The 26,335-nt window shown below is 72.0% G+C and carries 27 protein-coding genes and 1 tRNA gene; 13 read left to right on the forward strand and 15 right to left on the reverse strand.

The window, feature by feature from the left end; translation table 11 throughout:
- Positions 1–49: 49 nt before the first annotated feature.
- Entirely contained in the window at positions 50–700 is a 651-nt protein-coding gene (locus ACQKM2_RS10295; RefSeq protein ID WP_427708300.1) for a WHG domain-containing protein, read from the reverse strand.
- A gap of 101 nt (positions 701–801) precedes the next feature.
- On the opposite strand from ACQKM2_RS10295, the gene ACQKM2_RS10300 reads away from it, so the two are divergent.
- A complete protein-coding gene (locus tag ACQKM2_RS10300; protein WP_427708302.1) occupies positions 802–1,614 on the forward strand; it encodes an alpha/beta fold hydrolase in 813 nt (270 codons plus the stop codon).
- On the opposite strand, the gene ACQKM2_RS10305 is transcribed toward ACQKM2_RS10300, so the two are convergent.
- Together ACQKM2_RS10305 and ACQKM2_RS10310 are read right to left on the reverse strand one after the other, a co-directional pair.
- On the reverse strand, positions 1,606–2,952 hold the full coding sequence (locus tag ACQKM2_RS10305; protein WP_427708304.1) for a chloride channel protein: 1,347 nt from the start codon (positions 2,950–2,952) through the stop codon (positions 1,606–1,608). The genes ACQKM2_RS10300 and ACQKM2_RS10305 overlap by 9 nt on opposite strands.
- A complete protein-coding gene (locus tag ACQKM2_RS10310) occupies positions 2,949–3,476 on the reverse strand; it encodes a potassium channel family protein (protein ID WP_427708306.1) in 528 nt (175 codons plus the stop codon). The genes ACQKM2_RS10305 and ACQKM2_RS10310 overlap by 4 nt, the downstream gene beginning before the upstream one ends.
- A gap of 232 nt (positions 3,477–3,708) precedes the next feature.
- On the opposite strand from ACQKM2_RS10310, the gene ACQKM2_RS10315 reads away from it, so the two are divergent.
- Both ACQKM2_RS10315 and ACQKM2_RS10320 read left to right on the forward strand, forming a co-directional pair.
- On the forward strand, positions 3,709–4,173 hold the full coding sequence (locus ACQKM2_RS10315) for a hypothetical protein (RefSeq protein ID WP_427708308.1): 465 nt from the start codon (positions 3,709–3,711) through the stop codon (positions 4,171–4,173).
- 7 nt (positions 4,174–4,180) lie between these two features.
- On the forward strand, positions 4,181–4,411 hold the full coding sequence (locus tag ACQKM2_RS10320; RefSeq protein WP_427708310.1) for a hypothetical protein: 231 nt from the start codon (positions 4,181–4,183) through the stop codon (positions 4,409–4,411).
- A 65-nt stretch (positions 4,412–4,476) separates the two neighbouring features.
- Here the strand turns inward: ACQKM2_RS10320 and ACQKM2_RS10325 are convergent, their stop codons facing one another.
- The 3 genes from ACQKM2_RS10325 to ACQKM2_RS10335 form a co-directional block, all read right to left on the reverse strand.
- A complete protein-coding gene (locus ACQKM2_RS10325) occupies positions 4,477–4,920 on the reverse strand; it encodes a luciferase family protein (RefSeq protein ID WP_427708312.1) in 444 nt (147 codons plus the stop codon).
- 202 nt (positions 4,921–5,122) lie between these two features.
- Positions 5,123–5,196: transfer RNA gene (locus tag ACQKM2_RS10330), tRNA-Pro, on the reverse strand.
- Positions 5,197–5,297: 101 nt separating this feature from the next.
- A complete protein-coding gene (locus tag ACQKM2_RS10335) occupies positions 5,298–6,236 on the reverse strand; it encodes a metallophosphoesterase (RefSeq protein ID WP_427708314.1) in 939 nt (312 codons plus the stop codon).
- A gap of 68 nt (positions 6,237–6,304) precedes the next feature.
- Here ACQKM2_RS10335 and ACQKM2_RS10340 point away from each other — a divergent pair, with 68 nt between their 5' ends.
- Positions 6,305–6,766: a GatB/YqeY domain-containing protein gene (locus ACQKM2_RS10340; RefSeq protein ID WP_427708316.1), complete on the forward strand. Its 462-nt coding sequence runs from the start codon at positions 6,305–6,307 to the stop codon at positions 6,764–6,766.
- A 138-nt stretch (positions 6,767–6,904) separates the two neighbouring features.
- Here the strand turns inward: ACQKM2_RS10340 and ACQKM2_RS10345 are convergent, their stop codons facing one another.
- Positions 6,905–9,307 (reverse strand): transglycosylase domain-containing protein, encoded by a 2,403-nt coding sequence (locus ACQKM2_RS10345; RefSeq protein ID WP_427708318.1) that lies wholly within the window; start codon positions 9,305–9,307, stop codon positions 6,905–6,907.
- 397 nt (positions 9,308–9,704) lie between these two features.
- On the opposite strand from ACQKM2_RS10345, the gene ACQKM2_RS10350 reads away from it, so the two are divergent.
- Complete coding sequence (locus ACQKM2_RS10350; protein ID WP_030228569.1) at positions 9,705–10,055, forward strand: WhiB family transcriptional regulator; 351 nt, start codon at positions 9,705–9,707, stop codon at positions 10,053–10,055.
- Positions 10,056–10,093: 38 nt separating this feature from the next.
- On the opposite strand, the gene ACQKM2_RS10355 is transcribed toward ACQKM2_RS10350, so the two are convergent.
- Together ACQKM2_RS10355 and ACQKM2_RS10360 are read right to left on the reverse strand one after the other, a co-directional pair.
- Entirely contained in the window at positions 10,094–11,422 is a 1,329-nt protein-coding gene (locus ACQKM2_RS10355; RefSeq protein WP_427708435.1) for an ArsA family ATPase, read from the reverse strand.
- Positions 11,423–11,439: 17 nt separating this feature from the next.
- The gene (locus ACQKM2_RS10360) at positions 11,440–12,426 is read right to left on the reverse strand and encodes an ArsA family ATPase (RefSeq protein WP_427708320.1); all 987 of its coding nucleotides are present in this window, start codon (positions 12,424–12,426) and stop codon (positions 11,440–11,442) included.
- A gap of 46 nt (positions 12,427–12,472) precedes the next feature.
- Here ACQKM2_RS10360 and ACQKM2_RS10365 point away from each other — a divergent pair, with 46 nt between their 5' ends.
- From ACQKM2_RS10365 to ACQKM2_RS10385, 5 genes are all read left to right on the forward strand, one after another.
- Positions 12,473–12,634, forward strand: a complete 162-nt coding sequence (locus ACQKM2_RS10365; RefSeq protein WP_007264966.1) for a DUF4177 domain-containing protein — start codon at positions 12,473–12,475, stop codon at positions 12,632–12,634.
- Positions 12,631–13,104, forward strand: coding sequence for a RidA family protein (locus ACQKM2_RS10370; protein ID WP_427708323.1), 474 nt, complete (start codon positions 12,631–12,633; stop codon positions 13,102–13,104). The genes ACQKM2_RS10365 and ACQKM2_RS10370 overlap by 4 nt, the downstream gene beginning before the upstream one ends.
- A gap of 760 nt (positions 13,105–13,864) precedes the next feature.
- Positions 13,865–14,773 carry an NUDIX hydrolase gene (locus ACQKM2_RS10375; protein ID WP_427708325.1) on the forward strand — a complete coding sequence of 303 codons (909 nt, stop codon included), beginning with the start codon at positions 13,865–13,867 and terminating at the stop codon, positions 14,771–14,773.
- Positions 14,770–15,615, forward strand: coding sequence for an MBL fold metallo-hydrolase (locus ACQKM2_RS10380; protein ID WP_427708327.1), 846 nt, complete (start codon positions 14,770–14,772; stop codon positions 15,613–15,615). Before ACQKM2_RS10375 ends, ACQKM2_RS10380 begins: the two co-directional genes overlap by 4 nt.
- Positions 15,612–15,917: a ribosomal protein L7/L12 gene (locus ACQKM2_RS10385; protein ID WP_427708329.1), complete on the forward strand. Its 306-nt coding sequence runs from the start codon at positions 15,612–15,614 to the stop codon at positions 15,915–15,917. The genes ACQKM2_RS10380 and ACQKM2_RS10385 overlap by 4 nt, the downstream gene beginning before the upstream one ends.
- Here ACQKM2_RS10385 and ACQKM2_RS10390 read toward each other — a convergent pair.
- Positions 15,914–16,717 carry a nucleotidyltransferase domain-containing protein gene (locus ACQKM2_RS10390; protein WP_427708330.1) on the reverse strand — a complete coding sequence of 268 codons (804 nt, stop codon included), beginning with the start codon at positions 16,715–16,717 and terminating at the stop codon, positions 15,914–15,916. The genes ACQKM2_RS10385 and ACQKM2_RS10390 overlap by 4 nt on opposite strands.
- Positions 16,718–16,903: 186 nt before the next feature.
- Positions 16,904–17,578: a Crp/Fnr family transcriptional regulator gene (locus tag ACQKM2_RS10395; protein WP_007264960.1), complete on the reverse strand. Its 675-nt coding sequence runs from the start codon at positions 17,576–17,578 to the stop codon at positions 16,904–16,906.
- A 358-nt stretch (positions 17,579–17,936) separates the two neighbouring features.
- On the opposite strand from ACQKM2_RS10395, the gene nth reads away from it, so the two are divergent.
- The 3 genes from nth (at position 17,937) to ACQKM2_RS10410 (ending at position 20,783) form a co-directional block, all read left to right on the forward strand.
- The gene (gene nth, locus ACQKM2_RS10400) at positions 17,937–18,692 is read left to right on the forward strand and encodes an endonuclease III (protein WP_427708436.1); all 756 of its coding nucleotides are present in this window, start codon (positions 17,937–17,939) and stop codon (positions 18,690–18,692) included.
- 158 nt (positions 18,693–18,850) lie between these two features.
- Positions 18,851–19,567 (forward strand): NUDIX hydrolase, encoded by a 717-nt coding sequence (locus ACQKM2_RS10405; RefSeq protein WP_427708332.1) that lies wholly within the window; start codon positions 18,851–18,853, stop codon positions 19,565–19,567.
- A gap of 13 nt (positions 19,568–19,580) precedes the next feature.
- Positions 19,581–20,783 (forward strand): MarP family serine protease, encoded by a 1,203-nt coding sequence (locus ACQKM2_RS10410; protein WP_362468772.1) that lies wholly within the window; start codon positions 19,581–19,583, stop codon positions 20,781–20,783.
- A 379-nt stretch (positions 20,784–21,162) separates the two neighbouring features.
- On the opposite strand, the gene ACQKM2_RS10415 is transcribed toward ACQKM2_RS10410, so the two are convergent.
- From ACQKM2_RS10415 to acs, 4 genes are all read right to left on the reverse strand, one after another.
- Positions 21,163–22,122, reverse strand: a complete 960-nt coding sequence (locus ACQKM2_RS10415) for an alpha/beta fold hydrolase (RefSeq protein WP_427708334.1) — start codon at positions 22,120–22,122, stop codon at positions 21,163–21,165.
- The gene (locus ACQKM2_RS10420) at positions 22,119–22,577 is read right to left on the reverse strand and encodes a phage holin family protein (RefSeq protein WP_427708336.1); all 459 of its coding nucleotides are present in this window, start codon (positions 22,575–22,577) and stop codon (positions 22,119–22,121) included. The genes ACQKM2_RS10415 and ACQKM2_RS10420 overlap by 4 nt, the downstream gene beginning before the upstream one ends.
- Positions 22,578–22,631: 54 nt before the next feature.
- The gene (gene nhaA, locus ACQKM2_RS10425; RefSeq protein ID WP_427708338.1) at positions 22,632–24,077 is read right to left on the reverse strand and encodes a Na+/H+ antiporter NhaA; all 1,446 of its coding nucleotides are present in this window, start codon (positions 24,075–24,077) and stop codon (positions 22,632–22,634) included.
- A 277-nt stretch (positions 24,078–24,354) separates the two neighbouring features.
- Positions 24,355–26,310, reverse strand: a complete 1,956-nt coding sequence (acs, locus tag ACQKM2_RS10430) for an acetate--CoA ligase (protein ID WP_427708340.1) — start codon at positions 26,308–26,310, stop codon at positions 24,355–24,357.
- Positions 26,311–26,335 lie beyond the last annotated feature (25 nt).

Genomic DNA, 26,335 nt, shown 5'->3' on the forward strand with positions numbered 1-26,335 from the left:
GGTGCCCTCGGCCCGGTCCGGTCCGGCCCGGTCCGGTCCCCGTCGGGCGTCAGAGCCCCCGCTCGATCATGGCGATCACGTCCTGGCCCGCGTCGTGGGCCTGTTCCGGGGTGATGCCGCGCAGGGGGCCGTCGATGATCAGGGAGGCCAGGCCGTGTACCGCCGACCAGGCGAGGAACTCCGCGCCCGGGCGGCGGGCCTCCGGGAGGACGCCGGTCTCCACGAGCCCGTCCAGCGAGGCGCCGAGCAGCTCGAACGGCGTGAGCCCGCCCGCCCCGGCGGCCGTGGCGTCGGCCGCGTACGTCATGTCGGCCGGTACGTGGAAGGCGGTCCGGAACCAGCCCGGCTCGGTCACGGCGAAGCGGATGTAGCCCGTCCCCACCGCCCGGAAGCGGGCGCGGGCGGCCTCGGCCGGGTCCTGGACGGCGGGCAGGCCGTCGATCTCCGCCTCCATCGCCAGGGCCACCCGGGCCATCGCGGCCTGCGAGACCCCGTGCACCAGCGCCCCCCGGTCGGCGAAGTGCCGGTAGGCGGCGTTCGGTGACACCCCGGCGCGCCGGGTGGCCTCGCGCAGCGAGACGGAGTCCGGTCCGCCCTCGCGCGCCAGCTCCAGGGCGGCTTCGAGCAGCGCGCTGCGCAGGTTCCCGTGGCGGTAGGTGCTGCGCTTGGGCGGGGGCGGCGGTTCGGTTTCCGGCGGCATGGAGGCTCGATTCCTCGCTGTATGTGGACGGCGTGAACTTACAGGTATAACCTACGGAAGAGATGTGGACGCCGTCCACATGAGTGCAGGGGGAGCAGACCGTGCAGAAGGCCATTTCCCGCGACGGGACCGCCATCGCCTACGACCGCACCGGCGAGGGTCCCGCCCTCGTCCTCGTCGGAGGCGCCTACCAGGTCCGCGCGGACCCGAGGTGGGCCGTGCTCGCCGGGCTCCTCGGTGACCGCTTCACCGTCGTGACGTACGACCGCCGCGGCCGGGGCGACAGCGGCGACACCGCCCCCTACGCGGTGGAGCGCGAGGTCGAGGACCTGGCCGCCGTCATCGCCGAACTCGACGGCCCCGTCCGGGTGATGGGCATGTCGTCGGGCGCCGTCCTGGCCCTGGAGGCCGCCGCCCACGGCGTCCCGATGGAGGAACTCGCCCTGTACGAGCCCCCCTTCGTCATCGACGGCAGCCGCCCCCCGGTCCCCGCCGACTACGTGGAGCAGCTGGACACCGCCATCGCCGAGGACCGGCGCGACGACGCCGTCACCCTCATGCTGACCGCCGCCGTCCTCGTCCCGGCCGAGTTCGTCGGCCAGATGAGGGAAAGCGGCATCTGGAGCCACTTCGCGGCGCTGGCCCACACCCTCCCGTACGACGCACGGGTCATGGGCGACACCATGTCCGGCAACCCCCTGCCGGCCGACCGCTGGGCGGCCGTACGCATCCCCGTGCTGGCCATCGGCGGCGGCGCGAGCGACCCCTGGCTCCAGTCCGGCGCCCGCGCCCTCGCCGGCCTGCTGCCGACGGGACTCCACCGCACCCTGGACGGCCAGACCCACGACGTGGACCCGGCCGCCCTGGCCCCCGCCCTGGCGGAGTTCTTCGGCGCGGACCGGCCCTCAGCCTGACAGCCGCCGCCGGGGCCCGGGCAGCAGCTCGGTGGTGACCAGGGCCACGACGGCGGCCAGGAACACCACCGGCGTCATCCCCGGGACGCCGACCAGCAGGATCGCCATCACCGCGCTGCTGACCGGCAGCCGCAGCACGCTCGCCCCCGCCGCCGCCAGCCCAGCCGCCACCGCGGGCACCAGCCCCAGCCCCGGCAGCGGCGCCGCCAGCACCCCGGCCGCCGCCCCCAGGAACAGCGCCGGGAAGATCGGGCCGCCGCGCATGCTGCCGAGGCAGAGCGCGTACCCCACGGTCTTGCACAGCAGCACGGCCACCAGCGCCCCCACGCCCCAGGCCCGCGGATCACCGACCAGGGTGGCCATCAGGCTCTGCCCGGACGAGGCCACGTCCGCCGGGGAACGGCCCGTGACCAGTGCGTACGCGGCCGCGCAGACGCCGGCGCCGAGCGCGCACAGCACCGTACGGGCGACCGGGTTCTTCGCCACGAACGCCGCCACCACCTGGCCGAACCCCACCGCCTCGCGCAGTACGGCCGCCAGCACCACGGCCAGCAGCAGCGCCCAGCCCACGTCGGCCGCGTCCAGCCGGGGCACGGCCCCGGGGAGTTTGACGGTCAGCCCGCCCGTCTGCAGGCCGGTCCAGCGCCCGAACCCGGTGAACACCAGGGCCCCCACCCCGCTCGACAGCAGCGCGGGCAGCATGACGGCGACCAGCTGCGGGCCGCCCACGCCCACCACCTCGATCAGCAGCATGGCCGCGATCAGCGGACTCCCGAAGATGGCGGCGATGGCCGCTGCCGCCCCCGCCACCCCCAGCAGCGCCGTGGCCTGCGGGGTGGCCGGCCCGCGCGCGAGGTCCCTCAACAGCAGGGCGAACCCCCCGCCCAGGGCGATCAGCGGCCCCTCCGGGCCCAGCACCGCACCGAACGGCAGGCTCGCCGCGGCCGCCAGCACCACACCCGGAAGCACCTTGGGGGACGACCCGCCCATGGCCAGCCCGGCGGCGGGGACGTGGCCGCCGGCCCCGGGCATCCGGGCCACCACCAGTCCCACGCCGATGCCGCCCACCAGCAGCAGCGGCAACGGCCACCACCACGGCGCCACGTCCCACCCCAGCTCGTGCGGCAGGCTCTCCCACAGCAGCCGCTGCAACTCGTGCAGCCCCGCGAGGAACCAGAAGCAGACCAGGGACACCGGGATCCCGACCAGGGCGCAGAGCAGCAGGATCCTGCGGTACGAAGGCGTCTTCAGCAGCCCCCGCAGCACCACCGGCTCCGGCTGGGCCGGTTGGGAGGGCGGGCGCGGCTGCCCGGGCTGGGCCGGTTCCGTAGCCGTCATGGATCGCTCCTTCTGTCGGGCCGTCGGGCCAGCCCGGTCTCCACCGCTCCGAAGAGCACTTTGGCGACGAGCCCCACCACGATCAGGTTGGCCACCATCTGCACGGTGGCCAGAACCCGCCCGGTCCCGTCGACGGGCGCGATGTCGCCGAAGCCGACGGTCGCGAACACCGTCACCGTGAAGTACAGGGCGTCGGTCCGGGTCAGCGGCTCGGAGAACGACCCGGGCCGGTCACGCGAGAGCAGGAAGTACGTCGCCGAGAACAGCACCAGGAACAGCGGCACCGCGGTGCCCACGGCCTCCAGGGCCCGCAGCCTCGGATAGGCCGACCGGGCGATGGCCCCGACCTGCCAGACGACGAGCCCCCCGAACAGCAGCAACCCCCCGGCCAGCGCCGCGACGGCCGCGACCCCGAAGCCGTAGTCCAGCGGAGCCGCGTAGTACAGGCAGGTCACCACCACCCCGGACCCGACCGCACGCAGCAGGTGCCCCAGCACCACCACGCGCCCGGAGCCGCCGCCCATGACCGCTCCTCACCGCAGCCTGTCCCTCCCCGCATTCCAACACCCCCACCCCCACCCCGCACCCCACGCACACCCACCCGGGCCATGCCCTCGCCCTCCCGAACGGAGTAGTCGGCCCACCACCCGATTTGATCACTCTTCGTAGTGGATGTCTTCGCCCCGGAGAGCCCTGGAGCCTCCGTGAGGAGTTCCGTTCTCTGCAAGGACAACCCCCCACCGAAGGGCACCAGACATGGCCCGTCATCCCGCACTCCGCGTCCCGACCGCCATCGCCGCAGCCGCCGCACTCGCTCTCTTAACACCGGCGCAGGCACACGCGGGCGCCATCGGCTCCACGCCGGTGGCCACCTTCGACTACCCCGTCGGGGGCGTCACCATGAAGGTCCCCACCGGCTGCATGTTCACCCATATCCTCAGGGGCGACGGCAAGAAGATCACCTACCAGAACGCCGGCGTCGACTGCGGCTTCGTCGGAGCCCTCAACGCGGGCTTCTGCAACTGGCGCATCGACTTCACCTACGCCGACATGAACAACAAGACCTACAATACCTCGCGCGGCAAGACCCATGCCGAATGCGAGATCCACCCCATGCGGAACAACGCGCCACAGACGCTTCCCCGCTTCGGCAAGGCATGTGCCCATCTCAACATCAACGGGGTGCGCCGCGTCAGCCAGTGCCACCACATCACGAAGTGAGCCGCGCATGACCACCCAGCCTGCGCCCGAAGACCCCGCCCGGGAGAGCCGGCACCGACGCGCCGGGGCCGTCGCCTTCACCGTCGGGACGGTCGCGGCCCTGGCCGTCTTCGCCTTCCTCCCCGGCCTTCCGCACGTGATCGACTGGGGTGCGATCCTCACCTCTCTCGCCGTCGGCGCTCTGGCACGCTGGGCTTACCGGGCCTGGGTCGCGAGGGGCCGGCTCCCCTCAGGCTGAACGCACGGCAGAGGCCCGATCCGGTGGTTCGGATCGGGCCCCTGACCTGGAGGAGGCTCCGCGTGTTACTTCACGCCGAGCGCGTACCAGTACGACTCCTGGACGATCCGCCAGGCGATCTCCAGCTCCGCCGAGTTCCTGGGGCCGTAGATGAGCGTCACGTTCTGGACGGGGTGGTGCACGCCCCAGCCGGCGTCGATGACCTCGGCCTCGATGTCCGTCGGGAGGGTGACGTGGAGCGAGCCGTCGTGGTGGGGGTGGATGTGCGCGAACTCCCGGCCCCCCTGGAACGCTTCGGCCGGCCCCGTGCCGATCCCCTCGGGCAGGAAGAGCGACCGGGCGTGCGAGACCGAGACGAGCGTGGGCGCCATGTAGACGAAGGGCAGCGCCCGCATCCGCCCCCACAGCTCCTCCTGAATCATGATCGGAGAGATCTGGGAGCCCTGGCCGTGCGGGGCCGGACCGAAGACGCGCGGGGCCGCACCGGGGCGCGGGGGCAGGGAAAGCATGATGGTGTTCCTTTCCGGCCGACGGAGAGCCGGCCGCGGCGTGAGCGCTCGAAGGAGCTGCGAAGCTGCGGCATCCAGGGTCCACGCATCTGCTTTTGCCTTGGTGGCGAGCCGGTCGAGGCCGCCCGCGAGATAGCCCGCCGAAACGCAGGAAGGGCCTGATCCGCAATGCGGATCAGGCCCTTGACCTGGTCTTACTCTGTCGGGGTGGCGGGATTTGAACCCACGACCTCTTCGTCCCGAACGAAGCGCGCTGCCAAGCTGCGCTACACCCCGATCGTCGCCCTGAAGCTGTGCTGTCCTGGCGACATCGATTACTTTAGCGGACCCTCGGCCTGAGACGAAATCCGGTTTTCACGAGGGCCCGGCGCCGGTGGTCAGGCCTTGGGGGCCAGGGTCAGGAGGGTCGCCTCCGGGGGGCAGGCGAAGCGGACCGGGGTGAAGCGGTTGGTGCCGCAGCCGGCCGAGACATGGAGGTAGGAGCGGTGGCCCTGGGCCTCGTACGTCGACAGGCCCTTCACCCGCTTCGTGTCCAGGTCGCAGTTGGTGACCAGCGCCCCGTAGAAGGGGATGCACAGCTGTCCGCCGTGGGTGTGCCCGGCGAGGATCAGCGGGTAGCGGTCGGCCGTGAAGGATTCCAGTACCCGCAGGTAGGGGGCGTGCACCACGGCCAGCGAGAAGTCCGCGTCCGACTCCAGGCCGCCCGCGACGCGCTCGTAGCGGTCCCGCTTGATGTGCGGGTCGTCCAGGCCGGTGAAGGCCAGCTCCGCCCCGTTCACCTTCAGCCGGGCCCGGGTGTTCGTGAGGTTCAGCCAGCCCGCCGCGTCGAAGGCGTCCCGCATGTCCTCCCACGGGTTGTGGACGGCGCCGACGACCGGCTTGTTGCCGTTCAGGCCGTGGCGGCCCTGCACCTTCTCGATCAGGTAGCGCCCGGGGTTGCGCAGCCGCGGCCCGTAGTAGTCGTTGGACCCGAAGACGTACACCCCGGGGAAGTCCATCAGCGGACCCAGCGCGTCGAGCAGCTCGGGCACGCCCTCCGTGTCGGAGAGGTTGTCACCGGTGTTCACGACGAAGTCGGGGCGCAGTCCGGCCAGTGACTGCAGCCAGGCGCGCTTCTTGCGCTGGCCGCCGACCATGTGGATGTCCGAGACCTGCAGTACGCGCAGCGGGCGCATTCCGGCGGGCAGTACCGGAACGGTGATCCGGCGAAGTCGGAAGGACCGGGCTTCGAACCCCGCGGCATAGGCCACACCGGCGGCCCCCACCGCCGCGATCGAGGCGGTCACCTTCAGGGGGGTTCCGTAACGCGCGTGCATGCCCCCATCGTCGCAGACCAGGAAAACCGATGGGCGCCACAGGCCCCGCACCTGGCAGACTCAGGGGCATGACCACGCTCAAGGCCAAGCTCCAGGAAGACCTCACCACCGCCATCAAGGCGCGCGACGAACTCGCTTCGTCCACCCTGCGCCTGACCCTCGCCGCCATCACCAAGGAGGAGGTCGCGGGCAAGGAAGCGCGCGTGCTCTCCGACGAGGAAGTCCTCAAGGTGATCGCCAAGGAGGCGAAGAAGCGCCGCGAGGCCGCGGAGGCCTTCGCCCAGGGCGGCCGCGACGAGCAGGCCGCGCGGGAGACCGCCGAGGGCGAGTTCCTGGACGCCTACCTGCCCAAGCAGCTCAGCGACGACGAACTGACCGCGATCGTGGCGCAGGCCGTCGAGGAGGCCAAGGCGGCGGGTGCCGAGGGGCCGCGGGCCATGGGTGCCGTCATGAAGATCGTGAACCCGAAGGTGGCGGGTCTGGCGGAGGGCGGCCGGGTCGCCGCGGCCGTCAAGAAGCAGCTTTCGTAAGCGGCTTCCGCAAGCAGTTCTCGCAAGCGGCTTTCGCAGGCGGCTTCCGCGAGGGCGGGAACGTCGAGAAGTAGAGAAGAAGGGGATGGCCCCGGCCGGTGATCCGGCCGGGGCCATCCCCTTCTCGTCCTTCCGCCGCTACGGGGTCGCGCCGCCGCCACCGCCGCCCGCCGGACCCGGGATCACCGGGACCTCGGGGGTCTGGCCGCCGCTCGCACCGCCTCCGCTGGCGGCGCCGCCGCCGGCCGCGGCGCCTCCCGCAGCGGCACCGCCCGCCGCGGCACCTCCGGCCGCGGCACCTCCGCCCCCGGCCGCGGCCCCGCCGCCGGGCTTGTTGTCACCGCCGGGCTTGCCGGGCTTGTTCGGCTTGCGCGGGGTGGTGGGCGGCTGGGGCGTGTTGCCGCGGCCGCCGCCGTTCCCGCCGGTGGTGCCGCCGCCGCCCGCGCCGCCGCCCCCGACCGGGGACTCCGGGACGCTGGCCCCGACGAAGTTCGGTGCCTCCCGGCCGTTGAGCGCGCCCGAGACGGCGTCCTTCCAGATCGGGCCGGGCAGGCCGCCGCCGAAGACCTTCGGGTAGTACTGCCCGCCGATGGTGATGTCCTCCATCGAGATCTTCTTCGAGCCGCCGGAGCCGACCCACACCGCGCTGGACAGGTTCGGGGTGTAGCCCACGAACCAGGCGTTGTAGCGGTTGTCGGTGGTGCCGGTCTTGCCCGCGTTGTCGCGGTCGGTCAGGCCGGCCCGCTCACCCGTACCGGAGTCGACGACCCCGCGCAGCAGCTGGTTGATGGTGTCGGCCGTGTCCTGGGACATCGCCCGGTCGCACTTGGACTTCGGCACCGTGAGCGCCTTGCCGTGCGCGTCGGTGATCGACTCCAGGGCGATCGGGGTGCAGTAGACGCCCCGGTTCGCGAAGGCGGCGTACGCGTTGGCCATCGTCAGCGGGGACATCTCGGCGGAGCCGAGCGCGATGGACGGCTCCTCGGGCAGCTTGACCCCGCTGGCCGGGACCACGCCGAGCTTCTGCGTCATCTCCGTCACCGGGCAGAGGCCGATGTCCGAGATCATCTGCACGAAGTAGGTGTTGATGGACTTCTCCATCGCCGTCCGCAGCGCGTACGGGCCGACCTCGTCCCGCGTCTCGTTCTCGGCGGTCTGCAGCCTGCCATTGCCGAGCGGCAGGTTCTGCCAGGCCGGGCCCGAGCAGCGTGCCACCGGGCTCGGGTACTCCATCTTGTTCGGGGCCGAGTAGACCTTCGTCGGCTCCATGCCCTGCTCTATGGCGGCGGCCGCGATGAACGGCTTGAACGTGGAGCCCACCTGGAAGCCGAAGTTGGAGCCGCCCATCCGCTTGTCGACGGAGTAGTTGATCTGCGTCTCGTTCTTCCCGAAGCCGTAGGGCTTCGACTGGCCCATCGCCAGGACCTTGCCGCTGCCCGGCTGGACCATGGTCACGGCCGTGGCGACCGAGTCGTCCTCGTTGACGTGGTCCTTGATCGAGGCGTTGGCGGCCTCCTGCGACTGCGGGTCCAGCGTCGTGCGGATGGTCAGGCCGCCCTGGTTCCAGATCTTGGCCCGCTCCTCGCGGGTCTTGCCGAAGACCGTGTCGGAGAGGAAGGTGGCGCGCACGTAGTCGCAGAAGAAGCCCGCGCCCTTGACCGCGGTGATGCAGCCGTTCTTGGGCCGGGTCACCTTCAGCGTGACCGGCTTCGCCTTCGCCTCGTCCGCCTCGGCCTGCGAGATGTCCTTGACGTCGGCCATGCGCTGCAGGACGACGTTGCGCCTCTTCATCGCCTCCTGGCTGTCGTTCACCGGGTCGTACCGGCTGGGCGACTGCACGAGGCCGGCGAGCAGCGCCGACTCCTCCAGCGTCAGGTCCTTGGCGGGCTTGCTGAAGTAGCGCTGGGAGGCGGACTCGATGCCGTACGCGCCCTGCCCGAAGTAGGTGATGTTGAGGTAGTTCTCGAGGATCTTCTTCTTCCCGAGCTCCTCCTCGACCTGGATCGAGTACTTCAGCTCGCGGATCTTGCGGCCGAGGCTCTTCTCCTGTGCCTCGCGCACCTTCGTCTCGTCGTCGCCGGCCTCCTCGACGAAGACGTTCTTCACGTACTGCTGCGTGAGCGTGGAGGCGCCCTGCGCCGCCCCGCCCTCCTGCGCGTTGCGGTTCACCGCGCGGAGGATGCCCTTGAGGTCGACCGCGCCGTGCTCGTAGAAACGCGAGTCCTCGATGGCGACGATCGCCTTCTGCATGTACGGAGACATGGCCGTGAGCGGCACGACCTGCCGGTCCCGCGAATAGACGGTGGCGATCAAGCCACCCTCGGCATCCAGGATCGTGGTGCGCTGGCTCAGCGGAGGCGTCTTCAGATTGGCCGGGATCTCATCGAAACCCTCGACCGTGCCCTTGGCCGCGAGGCCCAGCGCGCCTGCGCCCGGGATCGCGATGCCGGCAAGTACGACTCCGGAGAGAACCGACACCCCGAGGAACTTGGCGGCCTGCTGCGGCCCCGTCAGCCCTGCGCCCGAGCGCTTCTTTCCCATAGAGGGCAGCCTACGTTCTCATTCGCCGGACACGCGCGAATGCCTTGGCCTAAGCTGTCCCCAACTGTCACAGCAGTGCGGTGCGACATCAACCCCTCGGCTTGATTTTCACCCTTCCCGAATGGGGTGGACTCATGTCCGAATCCCGCCCTTCGCCCTGACGGCCGCGCACCGGCGCTTCCCCGATTTCACCCGAATCGCCGGAATGGTCGGGCATGTCGCCGGATCACTCCGTCGGGTGATCTGCCGCTTACCCATAGTCCGTTCGGACCATTCAAGATTGGGCCCGTCGGGGGTGTTGCACTCTCCCCGCCTTCCGTAACGTCCTCAACTGGCAGCGGTGAATATGCCGCTACCGCCGTGGGGGAGCCTCGATTCGGGAGAGGACGGCACCGGGATGGGCTGGGTTACCGACTGGAGTGCGCAGGCAGCCTGCCGCACTACCGATCCGGATGAACTGTTCGTTCAAGGAGCGGCACAGAACAGGGCCAAGGCGGTGTGCACCGGGTGTCCGGTGCGGACCGAATGCCTGGCCGACGCACTCGACAACCGTGTCGAGTTCGGAGTGTGGGGCGGCATGACCGAGCGGGAACGACGCGCCTTGCTGCGCCGGCGTCCCACCGTCACCTCGTGGCGACGGCTGCTCGAAACCGCCCGCACGGAGTACGAACGCAGTACGGGCATCCTCACCGTGGATGTCGACGCGGAGATCGACGTGTCGTACGAGACCTACGCGGCAGCCGGGTAACCACCCGGGCGCCGCGCCGGCACCACTCGTACGTACGCCTACGCTCCTGCGGCCGGAACCCCGGCCGCGAGTCGCTCTCCGATGGCCCGCAGCCCGGCGAGGTCGTGCACATCGCCGGGCAGGGCGGCCACTTCGGCCACCGCCACCTCCGGGTGAAGAGAGGCGAAGCGATCGCGTGTGCGCTGCTCACGCGCGATCACCTGCATCCGCTCGGCATGCAGGCGCAGCAGTCCTGCGGTGATCTGGTCCACGTCGTTCACGGCGTCCACGTCGTCTGCGTGGTTCACGTCGTTCACGTCGCTCACGTCGTCTACGTCGTTCACGTTGCTCTGGTCGTGCACGTCGCCCACACCGGGGGAGCCGTCGTCGGCGGCGTCACGAAGTCCAGCTTTCCCGGACTCCTGATCGACAATGCCGCCTTCTTCAAGATTCTCTGCGGCCGCCAGCGCCCGCTCCGCCGACAGCTGTTCCGCGTCGCTCCCGTGCACCCGGTTCAGCACCAGACCGGCCAGCGGCATCTTCTCCGCGGCCAGCCGCTCCACGAAGTACGCCGCCTCGCGCAGCGCGTCCGGCTCCGGCGCCGCGACCACGAGGAACGCCGTACCGGGAGCCTGGAGCAGCCGGAACGTCGCGTCCGCGCGCGTGCGGAACCCTCCGAACATCGTGTCCATCGCCGCCACGAACGTCTGCACGTCCTTCAGCAGCGAGGCGCCCATCAGCTTGCTCAGCGTGCCGGTCATCATCGACATGCCGACGTTGAGGAACGCCATCCCGGCCCGGCCGCCGACCTTCGCCGGAGCCATCAGCACCCGGATGAACTTCCCGTCCAGGAAGGACCCCAGCCGCTTCGGCGCGTCGAGGAAGTCCAGCGCGGACCGGCTCGGCGGGGTGTCCACGACGATCAGGTCCCAGTCGTCCCGGGCCCGCAACTGCCCCAGCTTCTCCATCGCCATGTACTCCTGCGTGCCCGCGAAGCCGGCCGACAGGGACTGGTAGAAGGGGTTCGCCAGGATCGCCCGCGCCCGCTCGGCGTCCGCGTGCGACTCGACGATCTCGTCGAACGTCCGCTTCATGTCCAGCATCATGGCGTGCAGTTCACCGTCGCCCGCCCCGCTGCCGTCCTCTATCCCCGGCACCCGGCGCGGGGTGTTGTCCAGGGAGTCGATCCCCATCGACTGGGCCAGCCTGCGCGCCGGGTCGATGGTCAGCACGACCACCTTCCGCCCGCGCTCGGCCGCCCGTACGCCCAGCGCGGCCGCGGTGGTGGTCTTGCCGACCCCGCCCGCGCCGCAGCACACGACGATCCGGGTCCCCGGATCGTCCAACAGCGCGTCGACCGCCAGCCGCTGCGGCGTGTCCAGGCCCATGCTCTCCCCGCCCCCGCTCATTCGGCGCCCACCTGCTTGCGCAGCTCCGCCGCCAGCTCGTACAGACCGGCCAGCTCCATTCCCGAGCCGAGCAGGGGGAGTTCGTACGTCGGCACGTCGAGCCCCGCCAGCACCGCGCGCTGCTCCCGCTCCAGCTCCACCCGGCTCGCGTGCTCGGCGGCCTGCGTCAGGAGCGGCTCCACCAGCCGCTCGGCCAGCCCGCCCCGCCGCGCCCCGCCCAGCCCCGCCCGGGACAGCGCCTTGGCGATCTCGGCGCGGCGGCCCTCGGCGGCCGCGCGCAGGGTGTCCTCGTCGAGGTGGTGCGGGCGCACCATGTTGACGATCACCCGGCCGACGGGCAGCCCCGCCTCCACCAGCTCGTCGATCCCGTCCGCGGTCTCCTGGACGGGCATCTCCTCCAGCAGCGTCACCAGGTGCACGGCCGTGTCCGGGGACTTGAGCACCTTCATGACGGCCTGCGCCTGGTTGTGGATCGGCCCGAACCGGGCCAGCCCCGCCACCTCGTCGTTGACGTTCAGGAAGCGGGTGATCCGCCCGGTCGGCGGCGCGTCCATGATCACGTGGTCGTAGACGAACCGCCCGGCCTTGTCCTTGCGCCGCACCGCCTCGCACGCCTTGCCGGTCAGCAGGACGTCCCGCAGACCGGGCGCGATCGTCGTCGCGAAGTCGATCGCGCCGAGCTTCTTCAGGGCGCGGCCGGCCGAGCCGAGCTTGTAGAACATCTGGAGGTAGTCCAGCAGTGCCCGTTCGGCGTCGATGGCGAGCGCGTACACCTCACCCCCGCCCGTGCCGGGCGCGACGGCGATCTTCCGCTCCTCGTAGGGGAGCGCTTCCGTGCCGAAAAGCTGTGCGATGCCCTGCCTGCCCTCGACCTCCACGAGAAGAGTCCGCCTGCCCTCGCGCGCGAGGGCCAGCGCGAGTGCCGCGGCGACCGTGGTCTTGCCGGTGCCGCCCTTGCCGCTGACCACCTGGAGCCTGCTCACAGCGTCCGAGCCTAACCACTCCCGCTCAGGCATTACGCTCGCCCCCATGACCAAGAAGTTCGAATACGCGACGGTCCCCCTGCTGGTTCACGCCACCAAGCAGATCCTGGACACCTGGGGCGAGGACGGCTGGGAGCTCGTCCAGGTCGTGCCCGGCCCGAACAACCCCGAGCAGCTCGTGGCCTACCTCAAGCGGGAGAAGGCATGAGCGGCGCCGTCGAGGCCCGGATCGCCGAGCTCGGCCTGACCCTGCCCGAGGTCGTCCCGCCGCTGGCCACGTACCAGCCGGCGGTCCGGTCGGGCGCGTACGTGTACACCGCGGGCCAGCTGCCGATGGTGAAGGGCAAGCTGCCCGTCACCGGCAAGGTCGGCGCCGAGGTCTCCGCGGAGCAGGCGAAGGAACTCGCGGCGACGTGCGCGCTGAACGCGCTGGCCGCCGTCAAGTCCGTGGTCGGCGACCTGGACAAGATCGCCCGTGTGGTGAAGGTCGTCGGCTTCGTCGCCTCGGCCCCCGACTTCACGGCGCAGCCGGGCGTGCTGAACGGTGCGAGCGAGCTGCTGGGTGAGGTGCTCGGCGACAAGGGCGTGCACGCGCGCTCCGCGGTCGGTGTGGCGGTCCTGCCGCTGGACGCGCCGGTCGAGATCGAGATCCAGGTCGAGCTGACCGCCGACGCCTGACCCCTCCTCGGCGCGCCGCCGCCCTCTTCACGTGCCGCCGCCTTTTTCACGAGCCGCTCGCGCGGCTCGGCCGCGGGCGGCCTCACCGGCTTCGCGCCGCTGCGCCTGACTCCGTTCGGCGTCTTGCGGGGCGGGGCCGGTTCGCGTGTCCGGGGGCGGTGGGCGCGTGCGGGTGGTCTGCCGCTGCGCGGGGCTCGCCCCTCCCCGCCCTTCACCCGTTCTCGCCTCAAGCGCCGGCGCGGCTGAGGGGGCCGGCGCTGCGCGCCGGTGCGGGTCACCGCACGGCGCTACCGCGCCCGCGCCTCAAACTCCCCCAGCTACCGCTGGGAGGTGCCCCCAGGCGGGGCTGGAAGTGCGCTGCGCGCACTCCAAGCCCGCCAGGCGCCGGCCGGCCGATCCAGCCCCGCCGGCAACCTCCAGCCCCGCCGGCGTCTGAGGCGCGGGGTCTGGGGCGGAGCCCCTGGGAACGGTGGAAGGGCGGGTAGGGGACCGGCCCCGCGCAGCGGTGCCCGAGCCGCCACCCGGCCCCACGCGCAGCCACGGACACCGGCGCCCCACAACCGGCCCGGCCAGGGCAGGGCATCGGCGTCGAGGCCTCCGCCCGGCCCACCCCGCCCGGCCAGGGCAATGGCGTCGAGGCCTCCGCCCAACCCGCCCAGCCCGCCCTGCCCGGCCAGGGCAACGCCATCGGGGCCCCGCCCGGCCAGGGCAGGGGCAGGGGGGCCTCGAACATCGGGGCGGATGGCCGTAGCATCCCGCCATGCCCAATGGTCAGCACGGTCAGCCCTCGCCCAGCCAGCCGCCCGCCGGAGGGCAGTGGTACCCCCCGGAGTGGCCCGACCGCATCCGCGCGCTCGCCGACGGGGTCCTCACCCCGGTGGAGCCCAGACGCGCCGCCACCGTGATGCTGCTGCGCGACACCCCCGCCGGCCCCGCCGTGCACATGCTGCGCCGCCGCTCCTCCATGGCCTTCGCCGGCGGTGCGTACGCCTACCCCGGCGGCGGCGTCGACCCCCGTGACGAGGACCACCGCATCGGCTGGGCCGGACCCGGCCTGGACCTCTGGGCGGAGCGCCTCGGCACGGACGCCGCGACCGCCCAGGCGATCGTCTGCGGGGCCGTGCGCGAGACCTTCGAGGAGGCCGGGGTGCTGCTCGCGGGCGAGACCCCGGACACGGTCGTCGGCGACACCACCGGCGACGACTGGGAGGCCGACCGCGAGGCCCTCGTGGCGCGCGAGCTGTCCTTCGCCGAGTTCCTGGACCGGCGCAAGCTGCTGCTGCGCTCCGACCTGCTCGGGGCGTGGGCCCGCTGGATCACCCCGGAGTTCGAGCCGCGCCGCTACGACACGTGGTTCTTCGTCGCCGCCCTCCCGGAGGGCCAGCGCACCCGCAACGCCTCCACCGAGGCCGACCGGACCGTCTGGATCTGCCCCGCCGACGCCGCCGACGGGTACGACCGGGGCGAGCTGCTGATGATGCCGCCTACCATCTCGACCCTGCGCTCCCTGGAGCCGTACGGGAGCGCCGCCGACGCGCTCGCCGCGGCCGGCGGGCAGGACCTGGCCCCCGTCCTGGCCCGGGCCGTGCTGGAGGACGGCGTGCTCGTGCTCAGCTGGCCCGGCCACGACGAGTTCACGAAGCGAGTGAGCCCGGGAGACCCCGCATGACCGATGCCGCAGCCCTCCCCGGCCAGCCCCGGGGGGCCGTCTCCTCCGGGCCCGCCACGGCCCGCGCGGTCAACGTCCTGGCCCCGAACGCCTCGGCGATGACCCTGGACGGCACCAACACCTGGCTGGTGTCCGAGCCCGACTCCGAGCTGGCCGTCGTCATCGACCCGGGCCCGTTGGACGAGGGGCACCTGCGGGCGGTCATCGGCGCCGCCGAGCAGGCCGGCAAGCGGGTCGCGCTGACGCTCCTCACGCACGGCCACCCCGACCACGCCGAGGGCGCCGGCCGTTTCGCCGAGCTCACCGGTACGAAGGTCCGCGCCCTCGACCCCGCGCAGCGCCTCGGCGACGAGGGCCTGGCCGCCGGGAACGTCATCCGCACCGGCGGCCTGGAGCTGCGCGTGGTGGCCACCCCCGGGCACACCGCCGACTCGCTCTGCTTCCACCTGCCGGCCGACCGGGCCGTGCTGACCGGGGACACGATCCTCGGCCGCGGCACCACCGTCGTCGCGCACCCCGACGGCCGGCTCGGCGACTACCTGGACTCCCTGCGCCGGCTGCGCTCCCTGACCGTCGACGACGGGGTGCACACGGTGCTCCCGGGCCACGGGCCGGTACTGGACGACGCCCAGGGGGCCGTCGAGTTCTACCTCGCGCACCGCGCCCACCGGCTCGCCCAGGTGGAGACGGCCGTGGAGGACGGTTTCACCACGGCCGAGGCCGTCGTCGCCCGGGTCTACGCGGACGTGGACCGCTCGCTGTGGCCTGCCGCGACGTGGTCGGTGCAGGCGCAGCTGGAGTACCTTCGTGATCACGGACTGATCCCGGGGGGACCTGAATGAACACGCTGTTCCTGGCGCTCGCGCTGCTCGCGGTGGCGGGGTGGATCACCTCGACCCTGAACCTGAAGGTCCGGGCCCTGGAGGACAAGGCGGACCGGCTGGAGCGCCGGCTCGGGCTGGTCCTGGACCACTTCGGCATCGAGGAGCCCGAGCCGGCCGGGATGGACGAGGTCCGCGCGCTGGTGCGGGACGGCCGGACCATCTCGGCGATCAAGGTCTACCGGCAGATCACGGGTGCGGGCCTGGCGGAGGCCAAGCGGGCCGTGGAGGCCCTCGAAGCGCCCGCCGCCGCCAAGGCCTAGTCCCGCGGCGTCTTCGTCCCGTGCCGGGCCGTGTACTCGTCGGCGAGCCACGGCCCGAGGTCGTCGAGGTAGGCCCGGGCCACGGCCGGGTCGTCGACGGGGTCCAGGGCCACGGCGGCCGCGCGCCGCAGCTGGGCGGCCCGCTCCGGGTAGTACCCGCCGAAGACCTCGGCGGACTCGGCGAGGTCGCTGGTCCAGCCGCCCCACCGGGGCATGACCAGGGTGAACGCGGTCCGCACCAGGTGCCGTGAGAAGAACCGGTTCATCCTGCGGAACTCGGAGGGCTCCGCAGCTGCCTCGAACCGGGCCCGCCAGCGCGGGAGCAGGGCGGCCAGGTCGCCGTTGGCCTCCCGGGCGAGCAGGCTGTCGGGCCGGTACCGGGGCAGGTGCTCGGCGAGGTCGTCGCCGAGCAGCGGGGTGCACAGGCAGGCGAGGAACCAGCCCAGGTCGTAACGTTCCTGCTCGCTCAGCAGCCGCTCCTTGCCGTACAGCAGGACGCCGACGCCGTTGATCTGGGGGAAGTCCTGGTCGAGGCCCCGCCCGAGCACCTCGGCCGTGTCGCGGTCCTCGTCGCCGGGCTCCCGGTGCAGGGCGATCAGCAGGTCGAGGTCGCTGCGCCCCGGCCGGGCCGTCCCGCGCGGTACGGAGCCGTAGAGGTAGGCACTGTGCAGGCGGCGCCCGTAGGCCTCCGCGACGCGGGCCCGCGCGGCCGCGACGAGGCCGACGAACTCGGGCTGGACCCGCCCGAGGGACCCTTCCCGCTCGAAGTACCCGTCCGCGTCCAGTCCTCTGTGCCCCATGGCCCTACTCTGCCCGCCCGGGCCGCTGACCGGCGGGTATTTAACGGCGGGTGTTCAACGGCGGGTGTTCAACGGCGGGCGCCCGGCCGTGCCGCCGCGCCCGGTGCCGTGCCGTGCCCCGGGAACGCGCGGAGGGGCCCCGTCCGCACCCGGACGGGGCCCCTCCGCGAAGACTGCCCCAGGGGGTCAGCGCGAGCGCTTGGCGAGCCGCTCCACGTCCAGCAGGATCACGGCACGCGCCTCCAGGCGCAGCCAGCCGCGGCCCGCGAAGTCGGCCAGGGCCTTGTTCACGGTCTCGCGGGAGGCGCCGACGAGCTGCGCCAGCTCCTCCTGGGTGAGGTCGTGGACGACGTGGATGCCTTCCTCCGACTGGACGCCGAAGCGGCGCGACAGGTCGAGGAGCGCCCGGGCGACACGGCCGGGGACGTCGGAGAAGACCAGGTCGGACATCTGGTCGTTGGTCTTGCGCAGGCGCCGGGCGACGGCGCGCAGCAGCGCGGTCGCGACCTCGGGCCGGGCGTTCAGCCACGGCTGGAGGTCACCGTGGCCGAGGCCGAGGAGCTTGACCTCGGTCAGGGCGGTGGCGGTGGCGGTGCGGGGGCCCGGGTCGAAGAGCGACAGCTCGCCGATCAGCTCGCCGGGACCGAGGACGGCCAGCATGTTCTCGCGGCCGTCGGGGGAGGTGCGGTGGAGCTTCACCTTGCCCTCGGTCACGACGTACAGCCGGTCGCCGGGGTCGCCCTCGTGGAACAGGGCGTCGCCGCGTGCGAGGGTCACCTCGGCCATGGAGGCGCGGAGCTCCGCGGCCTGCTCGTCATCGAGCGCCGCGAAGAGCGGGGCGCGCCGCAGAACGTCGTCCACGAGTCTCTCTCCTATGTCGACCAGCCAGTGGGGACCGCTCCCCATTTTGCCGGACGGCTCAAACAGTGCGATCAATCACAAGGATGCCGGACGGATGGGCGTGCTGTGCGGCGAGAGGCCGATCGGGGTGGTGTTACCTGAGGTCCGGGCGGGTGTCGGCGGCCGGCCTTAGGCTGGCCGGGTGTCCAATAAGCCGGTGAGAGCACAGGCCAAGGGGTCCGCGGGAGTGACGGCGACCCAGAATTCAGCCGTGGGCGAACAAGCCCCCGCGAAGGCGTCCGAAAAGGTGCGACCTGTCCCGTTGGGCAAAGGTTCGGCCAAGAAACCGGTGGCGGCGAAGCCGGAATCCCGTCTCGCGATGGTCCGCCGGGCGCGCCGCATCAACCGCGAGCTCGCGGAGGTGTACCCGTACGCCCATCCGGAGCTGGACTTCCGCAATCCCTTCGAGCTGCTCGTCGCGACGGTCCTGTCCGCGCAGACGACCGACCTGCGCGTGAACCAGACGACCCCGGCCCTCTTCGCCGCCTACCCGACCCCCGAGGACATGGCCGAGGCCGTGCCCGAGGAGCTGGAGGAGATCATCCGGCCGACCGGGTTCTTCCGGGCGAAGGCCAAGTCCCTGATGGGCCTCTCGCAGGCGCTCCGCGACAACTACGGCGGCGAGGTGCCGGGGCGGATCGAGGACCTCGTCACCCTGCCCGGAGTCGGCCGCAAGACGGCCAACGTGGTCCTCGGCAACGCCTTCGGGGTCCCCGGGATCACCGTCGACACCCACTTCGGCCGGCTGGTGCGCCGCTTCAAGTGGACCGAGCAGGAGGACCCCGAGAAGGTCGAGGCGGAGATCTGCGCGATCTTCCCCAAGAGCGAGTGGACGATGCTGTCCCACCGTGTCGTCTTCCACGGCCGCCGCATCTGCCACGCCCGCAAGCCCGCCTGCGGCGCCTGCCCCATCGCCCCGCTCTGCCCGGCCTACGGGGAGGGCGAGACGGACCCGGAGAAGGCGCAGAAGCTCCTGAAGTACGAGAAGGGCGGCCAGCCGGGCCAGCGCCTGAGCCCGCCCCCGGACTACCCGGGCCTCCCGGCGGCGCCGCTGGGAGCCCGTACGGAGCCCTGAGCGCGGGGCGCGGCGGAAGGCGGCGGGCGCGGCGGGGGCGCGCGACGCCCGGCCCCCGCGCCCCCGCCGGAACGAATCGGGAACCGGACCGCGTTCAGCGGTGTGGGAGACGGTGTTGCCAGACGAACGTCGACAGAGGAACGCGGACAGGGGTGCCCATGACGCGCGGTACGCAGGACGAGACCACGGCAGCCGCCCGCGAGGGGGACGGCCTGGCCCTCACGACGGCCGGCCTGCCCTCCTGGCTCGACCCCGTCGTGGCGGCCGCCCGGAGCGTCCGGCCGCGCCAGCTCAGCCGCTTCCTGCCCCCGGAGGACGGCCGGGGCCGCCAGTCCGCCGTGCTGATCCTCTTCGGCGAGGGCCCGCGCGGCCCTGAGCTGCTGCTCCAGGAGCGCGCGGGCAGCCTCCGCTCGCACGCCGGGCAGCCCTCCTTCCCCGGCGGCGCCCTCGACCCGGAGGACGGCGACCCGCACACCACCGGCCCGCTGCGCGCCGCCCTGCGCGAGGCGGAGGAGGAGACCGGGCTGGACCCGTCCGGCGTCCAGCTCTTCGGGGTGCTGCCGCGCCTCTACATCCCGGTCAGCGAGTTCGTGGTGACCCCGGTGCTCGGCTGGTGGCGCGAGCCCTCCCCGGTCGGCGCGGTGGACCCGGCGGAGACGGCCCGGGTCTTCACGGTGCCCGTGGCGGATCTCACGGACCCCGCCCACCGGGTCACCGTGGTCCACCCGCGCGGGCACGAAGGGCCCGGATTCACCGTGGAATCGGCCCTGGTCTGGGGTTTCACGGCCGGCGTCATCGACCGGATCCTGCACTTCTCGGGCTGGGAGCGACCGTGGGACCGCTCACGTCACGTCCCGCTCGACTGGCACGCATGAGACGGTGGCCCACGTGAACGTGCTGGACATCCTGTTGCTGGTCGCCGCCGTGTGGTTCGCGATCGTCGGCTACCGCCAGGGGTTCGTCGTCGGCATCCTGTCGGTGATCGGCTTCCTGGGCGGTGGCCTCATCGCCGTGTCCCTGCTGCCCCTGATCTGGGACCGCGTGACCGACAACGGCACCCAGGTGTCCACCACCGTGGTGGTGATCGCGGTCGTGGTCATCATCATCTGCGCCTCGATCGGCCAGGCGCTGACCACCCACCTGGGCAACCGGCTCAGACGCCACATCACCTGGTCTCCGGCCCGCGCGCTCGACGCGACCGGCGGCGCCCTGGTCAACGTCGTCGCGATGCTGCTCGTGGCCTGGCTGATCGGATCGGCGCTGGCCGGGACCTCGCTGCCCACCCTGGGCAAGGAGGTGCGCAACTCCAAGGTGCTCCTCGGCGTGTCGCGGGTGCTGCCCGCCCAGGCGAACACCTGGTTCTCGGACTTCAGTTCCACCCTCGCCCGGAACGGCTTCCCGCAGGTCTTCAGCCCGTTCTCGAACGAGCCGATCACCGAGGTGAAGGCTCCCGACCCGGCCCTCGCCCGCAGCGGGGTCGCCCAGCAGGCCAAGCTCTCGATCGTGAAGGTCGTCGGCACCGCGCCCAGCTGCAGCAAGGTCCTGGAGGGCACCGGCTTCGTCTTCGCGCCGGGCAAGGTCATGACCAACGCCCATGTCGTCGGCGGGGTCGTCGAGCCGACGGTGCAGATCGGCGGCGAGGGCAAGCTCTACGACGGCAAGGTCGTGCTCTACGACTGGGAGCGCGACATCGCGGTCCTCGACGTGCCCAAGCTGAAGGCCCCGGCGCTGGAGTTCACCGACAAGGACGCGACGAGCAGCAGCGACGCGATCGTCGCCGGCTTCCCGGAGAACGGCGCCTACGACGTCCGCGCGGCCCGTGTCCGCGGCCGGATCAACGCCAACGGCCCGGACATCTACCACCGGGGCACCGTCCGCCGTGACGTGTACTCGCTGTACGCGACCGTCCGCCAGGGCAACTCCGGCGGCCCGCTGCTGACGCCCGAGGGCAAGGTGTACGGGGTCGTCTTCGCGAAGTCGCTCGACGACCCGAACACCGGCTACGCCCTGACGGCGGACGAGATCCGCGACGACATCCGCGTCGGGAAGACCGCCGAGCGCCGGGCGGACACCCAGGGCTGCGCCCTCTGACCCGGCCGGTACGCGGTCGCGTACCGGCCGGCGGAGCCGCTCCCGGGCGGGGTCCTACATGCGTGGATGGCGCAGCCGCGCCGAGACCCAGCGGGCGCGGCGGCGGAGGATGCGCGGAATCCCGAGCCGGGGGTCGTGGCCGTCCCGGCCGGTCCTGTCGTGCGTGCCCGCCGCCCTGGCCGAGCGGCGTTCGCGTGCGGTGTCACCGTGGTCGTGCGTCCAGCCCATACAACGAGCTGTGCCCGGGGTCCAAGGTCCGTAACCCCGTCCGGGGCGGCCAATTGGCCTATGCGCCGGGCAATTGAATGACCGTAGGACCACCGTACGAGTGACCCGACGAACCGTCAGGCGGCGTCGGCCACGCGCCCCCGACGGTCCGTCAGCGGTCGGGTTCGGGGTCCTTGAGCCAGTTCACCAGCTCGGCGGTGAAGCCGTCCGGGTCCTCCTCGTGCGGGAAGTGCCCGAGGCCGTCGAAGAGCCGCCAGCGGTACGGGGCTTCGACGTACTCCCCGGATCCGGCCGCGCTGCGGGTGCGCATCACCGGGTCCAGCGAGCCGTGCAGGTGCAGCGTGGGCACCCGTACGGGGCGCTTCATCCGGCGGTAGAACTGGAGTCCGTCCGGGCGGGCCATCGACCGCATCATCCAGCGGTAGGGCTCGATCGAGCAGTGCGCGGTGGACGGGATGCACATCGCCCGCCGGTACACGTCCAGATCGGCGTCCTCCGGGAGCAGCGGGCCGGACCAGTCGCGGATCAGCTCCGCGACGAGGGCCCCGTCGTCGGCGACGAGCTGCCGCTCGGGGATGAACGGCCGCTGGAACCCCCAGATGTGGGAACTCGCCCGGGTCTGGCCGAAGTCGGCCATCATCGCCGAGCGCCAGCGGCGCGGGTGCGGCATGGAGGAGACGACCAGCCGGCGCACCAGCTTGGGCCGCATCACGGCCGCCGTCCAGGCGAGGTAGCCGCCCAGGTCGTGTCCGACGAGGGCGGCGTCCGGCTCGCCGAGGGAGCGGATGACCCCGGTGATGTCGAGGGCCAGGTTCGCGGGGTCGTAGCCGCGCGGGGTGCGGTCGCTGCCGCCCACTCCGCGCAGGTCCATCGCCACCGCCCGGTACCCGGCGTCCGCGAGGGCGGTCAGCTGGTGCCGCCAGGTCCACCAGAACTGCGGGAAGCCGTGCAGCAGCAGCACCAGCGGCCCGTCACCGACCTCCGCGACGTGGAAGCGGGCGCCGTTGGCGGCGACGTCCCGGTGCGTCACCGCCCGCCCGCCGGGCAGGTCGAGCCGTACCGCCGTGGCGGCGGTGGGCGGAGTGCCGGAGTCGGCCGAGGGCGCTGTCATGAGGACGAGCGTGCCACACCCACAGCCTGGTCACTCACCGGCCGCGGGTGCGGCTTGACGGTTCCCACCAGCGCGGCGGTCTGCTTGACGGAGTCCATGGTCTTCACCGGCGGCTTGATCTTCTTGAACTTCGCCACCGCCAGGAGCCCGACCAGGCCCGCGAGCAGCCAGAACGCGACGCCGACGATGAGGAAGGACCAGGCCAGGCCGAGACCGAGATTGTGGATGCCGTAGGCCGCGGCGAAACTCAGTACGGGGAGGGAGAAGAGCACGAGCACGCCCGCCGCGATGGCGGCGCCGCTGCCGATGCCCGCGCGCTTGACGTCCTGCTTGATCTCGACCTTGGCGAGGGCGATCTCGTCGTGCACCAGGGCGGACATCTCGGCGGTGGCCGCGGCGACCAGCTGGCCGAGTGTGCGCTCGGCTCCCGGAGCCCCTTGGTCCACTGCGCTCATCTCTGTCTCCCTCTGTCGTCGTCTGCCGGCGGCTGTCCTCCGTCGTCCCTCAGATCATGCCGGACGGTCGGCGCGGGCGCTGGACCCGCCCGCCGCTTCTCCGGCGGCACGGGCCGTATCCAAGCCCCGTGCGAGGGCCGCGGCCTCGGCCCTGCGGCGGTGTTCGGCGGCCTTCTCCTCGTGGATCCGCGCCATCCGCAGGTGGTAGTCCGGGTTGTCCTGCTCGTAGATGTCGGGGATCCCGTCGAGGTCCTCGTCGCGCTCCTCGGCCTCCGTCAGGGCCCGGTACTTGCGGTTGCGGAGCTTGAGCATGACGCTCGCGACGATCGCCGCGACGAGGGAGCCGATGAGTACGGCGGCCTTGACCTCGTCGGTGAGGACCTCGTCGCCGGCGAAGGCGAGTTCACCGATCAGCAGGGAGACGGTGAAGCCGATGCCGGCGAGCGAGGCGACGGCGAGCACGTCCGGCCAGGCGAGGTCCTCGTTCAGCTCGGCCCGGGTGAAGCGGGCGGCCAGCCAGGTGCCGCCGAAGATGCCGACGGCCTTGCCGACGACGAGGCCGAGCACCACGCCCAGGGTCTCGGGGCGGGTGAAGACCTGTGCGATGGATTCGTCCGAAAGGGAGACCCCGGCGGAGAACAGGGCGAAGAGCGGAACCGCCAGTCCGGCGGACAGGGGGCGCACCAGGTGCTCGATGTGCTCGCCGGGGGAGTGTTCCTCGCCGTCCCGGCGGGTGCAGCGGAGCATCAGGCCCATGGCCACACCGGCGATGGTGGCGTGGACGCCGCTGTTGTACATCAGGCCCCAGATGACCAGGGCGAGCGGGACGTAGACGTACCAGCCGCGGACGCCGACGCGCAGCAGGAACCAGAAGAGGAACAGGCCCGCGAAGGCGCCGCCGAGGGCCGCGAAGTTCAGGTCGCTGGTGAAGAACACCGCGATGATCAGGATGGCGAACAGGTCGTCGACCACGGCCAGGGTCAGCAGGAAGGCGCGCAGCGCGGAGGGCAGCGAGGTGCCGATGACCGCGAGGACGGCGAGGGCGAAGGCGATGTCGGTGGCGGTCGGGACCGCCCAGCCGGAGGTGGAGCCGTTCCCCAGGGTGTTGACCAGCAGGTAGACGAGCGCGGGTACGGCCATGCCGCATATCGCGGCGATCACCGGGAGGGCGGCCGCCTTGGGGTCGCGCAGGTCGCCCGCGACGAGTTCGCGTTTGAGCTCGATGCCGGCGACGAAGAAGAAGACCGCGAGCAGTCCGTCGGCCGCCCAGTGCTGGAGGGAGAGGTCCAGGCCGAGGGCGGCAGGGCCTATGTGGAAGGACCGGACGGCGTCGAAGCTCGCCGAGACCGCGGGGATGTTCGCCCACATGAGGGCGGCGATCGCGGCCACCAGCAGCAGCACGCCGCCGACGGTCTCAGTGCGCAGGGCGTCCGCGACGAAGCGGCGCTCGGGCAGGGAGAGGCGGCCGAGCAGCTTGTGGCGGGGGGCGGGCGTTGCCACGGAGGAACCTCCGGTCGGTCGACGGCATGACACATGCAGTTGCCGACCAGACTTCCCGGCGCACCCTGAGACTTGGAGCGTCAAATCTTGACGCTTTTCATACTTTACAGGGTCCGTCTACCGCAGGGCCCGTTCGGTCGTATCGGGTGATCTTCACCTTAAACGGGCGGGGGGCGTCCGGCGCGTTGTACGCCGGACGCCCCCAGGGCTCGGACGGCTCGCAGCCGCCCGGTCCTCAGCCGTCAGTCCTCAGTCCCCTGCCGTCAGTCCTCAGTCCTCAGTCCTCGTCGGAGGAGCTGGGCAGCTTCGTCTGGATCAGGTCCATCACGGAGGAATCGGCCAGCGTGGTGACGTCGCCGACCGCACGGTTCTCCGCCACGTCGCGCAGCAGACGGCGCATGATCTTGCCCGAACGGGTCTTCGGGAGCTCCGCCACCGGCAGGATCCGCTTCGGCTTCGCGATCGGGCCGAGGGTGGCGCCGACGTGGTTGCGCAGCTCGGCGACCAGGCCATCGGTCTCCGAGACGGTGCCGCGCAGGATCACGAAGGCCACGATGGCCTGGCCCGTCGTCTCGTCGGCCGCGCCGACCACCGCCGCCTCGGCGACGGAGGGGTGCGAGACGAGCGCCGACTCGACCTCGGTCGTGGAGATGTTGTGGCCCGAGACGAGCATGACGTCGTCGACCCGGCCGAGCAGCCAGATGTCGCCGTCGTCGTCCTTCTTGGCGCCGTCGCCCGCGAAGTACTTGCCCTCGAAGCGCGACCAGTAGGTGTCGATGAACCGCTGGTCGTCGCCCCAGATGGTGCGCAGCATCGACGGCCACGGCTCGGTGAGGACCAGGTAGCCGCCGCCGCCGTTCGGGACCTCGTTGGCCTCGTCGTCCACGACGGTGGCCGAGATGCCGGGCAGTGCGCGCTGCGCCGAGCCGGGCTTGGTCGCGGTGACGCCCGGCAGCGGGGAGATCATCATGGCGCCGGTCTCGGTCTGCCACCAGGTGTCCACGATCGGGCAGCGGTCGCCGCCGATGTGCTTGCGGTACCAGATCCAGGCCTCGGGGTTGATCGGCTCGCCGACCGAGCCCAGCACGCGCAGGCTCGACAGGTCGAACTTCGCGGGGATGTCGTCGCCCCACTTCATGAACGTACGGATCGCCGTGGGCGCGGTGTAGAGGATGGTGACGCCGTACTTCTGCACGACCTCCCAGAACCGGCCCTGGTGCGGGGTGTCCGGCGTGCCCTCGTACATCACCTGGGTGGCGCCGTTGGCGAGCGGGCCGTAGACGATGTACGAGTGCCCGGTCACCCAGCCGATGTCGGCGGTGCACCAGTAGACGTCGGTCTCCGGCTTGAGGTCGAAGACGGCGTGGTGGGTGTACGAGGCCTGCGTGAGGTAGCCGCCCGAGGTGTGCAGGATGCCCTTCGGCTTACCCGTGGTGCCCGAGGTGTAGAGGATGAACAGCGGGTGCTCGGCGTCGAAGGCCTGCGGGGTGTGCTCCGTGGACTGGCGGCCCACCAGGTCGTGCCACCAGACGTCCCGGCCCTCGGTGAAGGCGGTGTCCTGGCCGGTGCGGCGCACGACGAGGACGTGCTCGACCTGCGGGCACTTGGTGACGGCCTCGTCGATGGCGGGCTTGAGGGCGCTGGGCTTGCCGCGGCGGTAGCCGCCGTCGGCGGTGATCACCAGCTTGGCGTCGGCGTCCTGGATGCGGGAGGCGACGGCGTCGGCGGAGAAGCCGCCGAAGACCACCGAGTGCGCGGCGCCGACACGGGCGCACGCGAGCATCGCGACGACCGCCTCGGGGATCATCGGCAGGTAGACGGCGACCCGGTCGCCCGCCTGGACGCCGAGCTCGGTGAGGGCGTTGGCGGCCTGGGACACCTCGTCCTTGAGCTGGGCGTAGGTGATCGAGCGGCTGTCGCCCGGCTCGCCCTCGAAGTGGAGGGCGACGCGGTCGCCGTTGCCGGCCTCCACGTGCCGGTCCACGCAGTTGTACGCGACGTTGAGCTTGCCGTCGGCGAACCACTTGGCGAAGGGCGGGTTGCTCCAGTCGAGCGTCTGCGTGGGCTCGGTGTCCCACTTCAGCCGGCGCGCCTGGTCGGCCCAGAAGCCCAGCCGGTCCGCGGCGGCCTGTGCGTACGCCGCCTCGGTCACGTTGGCGGCGGCGGCCAGATCGGCGGGCGGCGCGAACCGCCGCTCCTCCTTGAGCAGGTTGGCCAGGCTGTCAGTGCTCACGACATCTCCCTTTCCCAGAGTTTCC

Source organism: Streptomyces sp. NPDC004126 (assembly GCF_050275515.1).
Classification (GTDB): Bacteria; Actinomycetota; Actinomycetes; order Streptomycetales; family Streptomycetaceae; genus Streptomyces.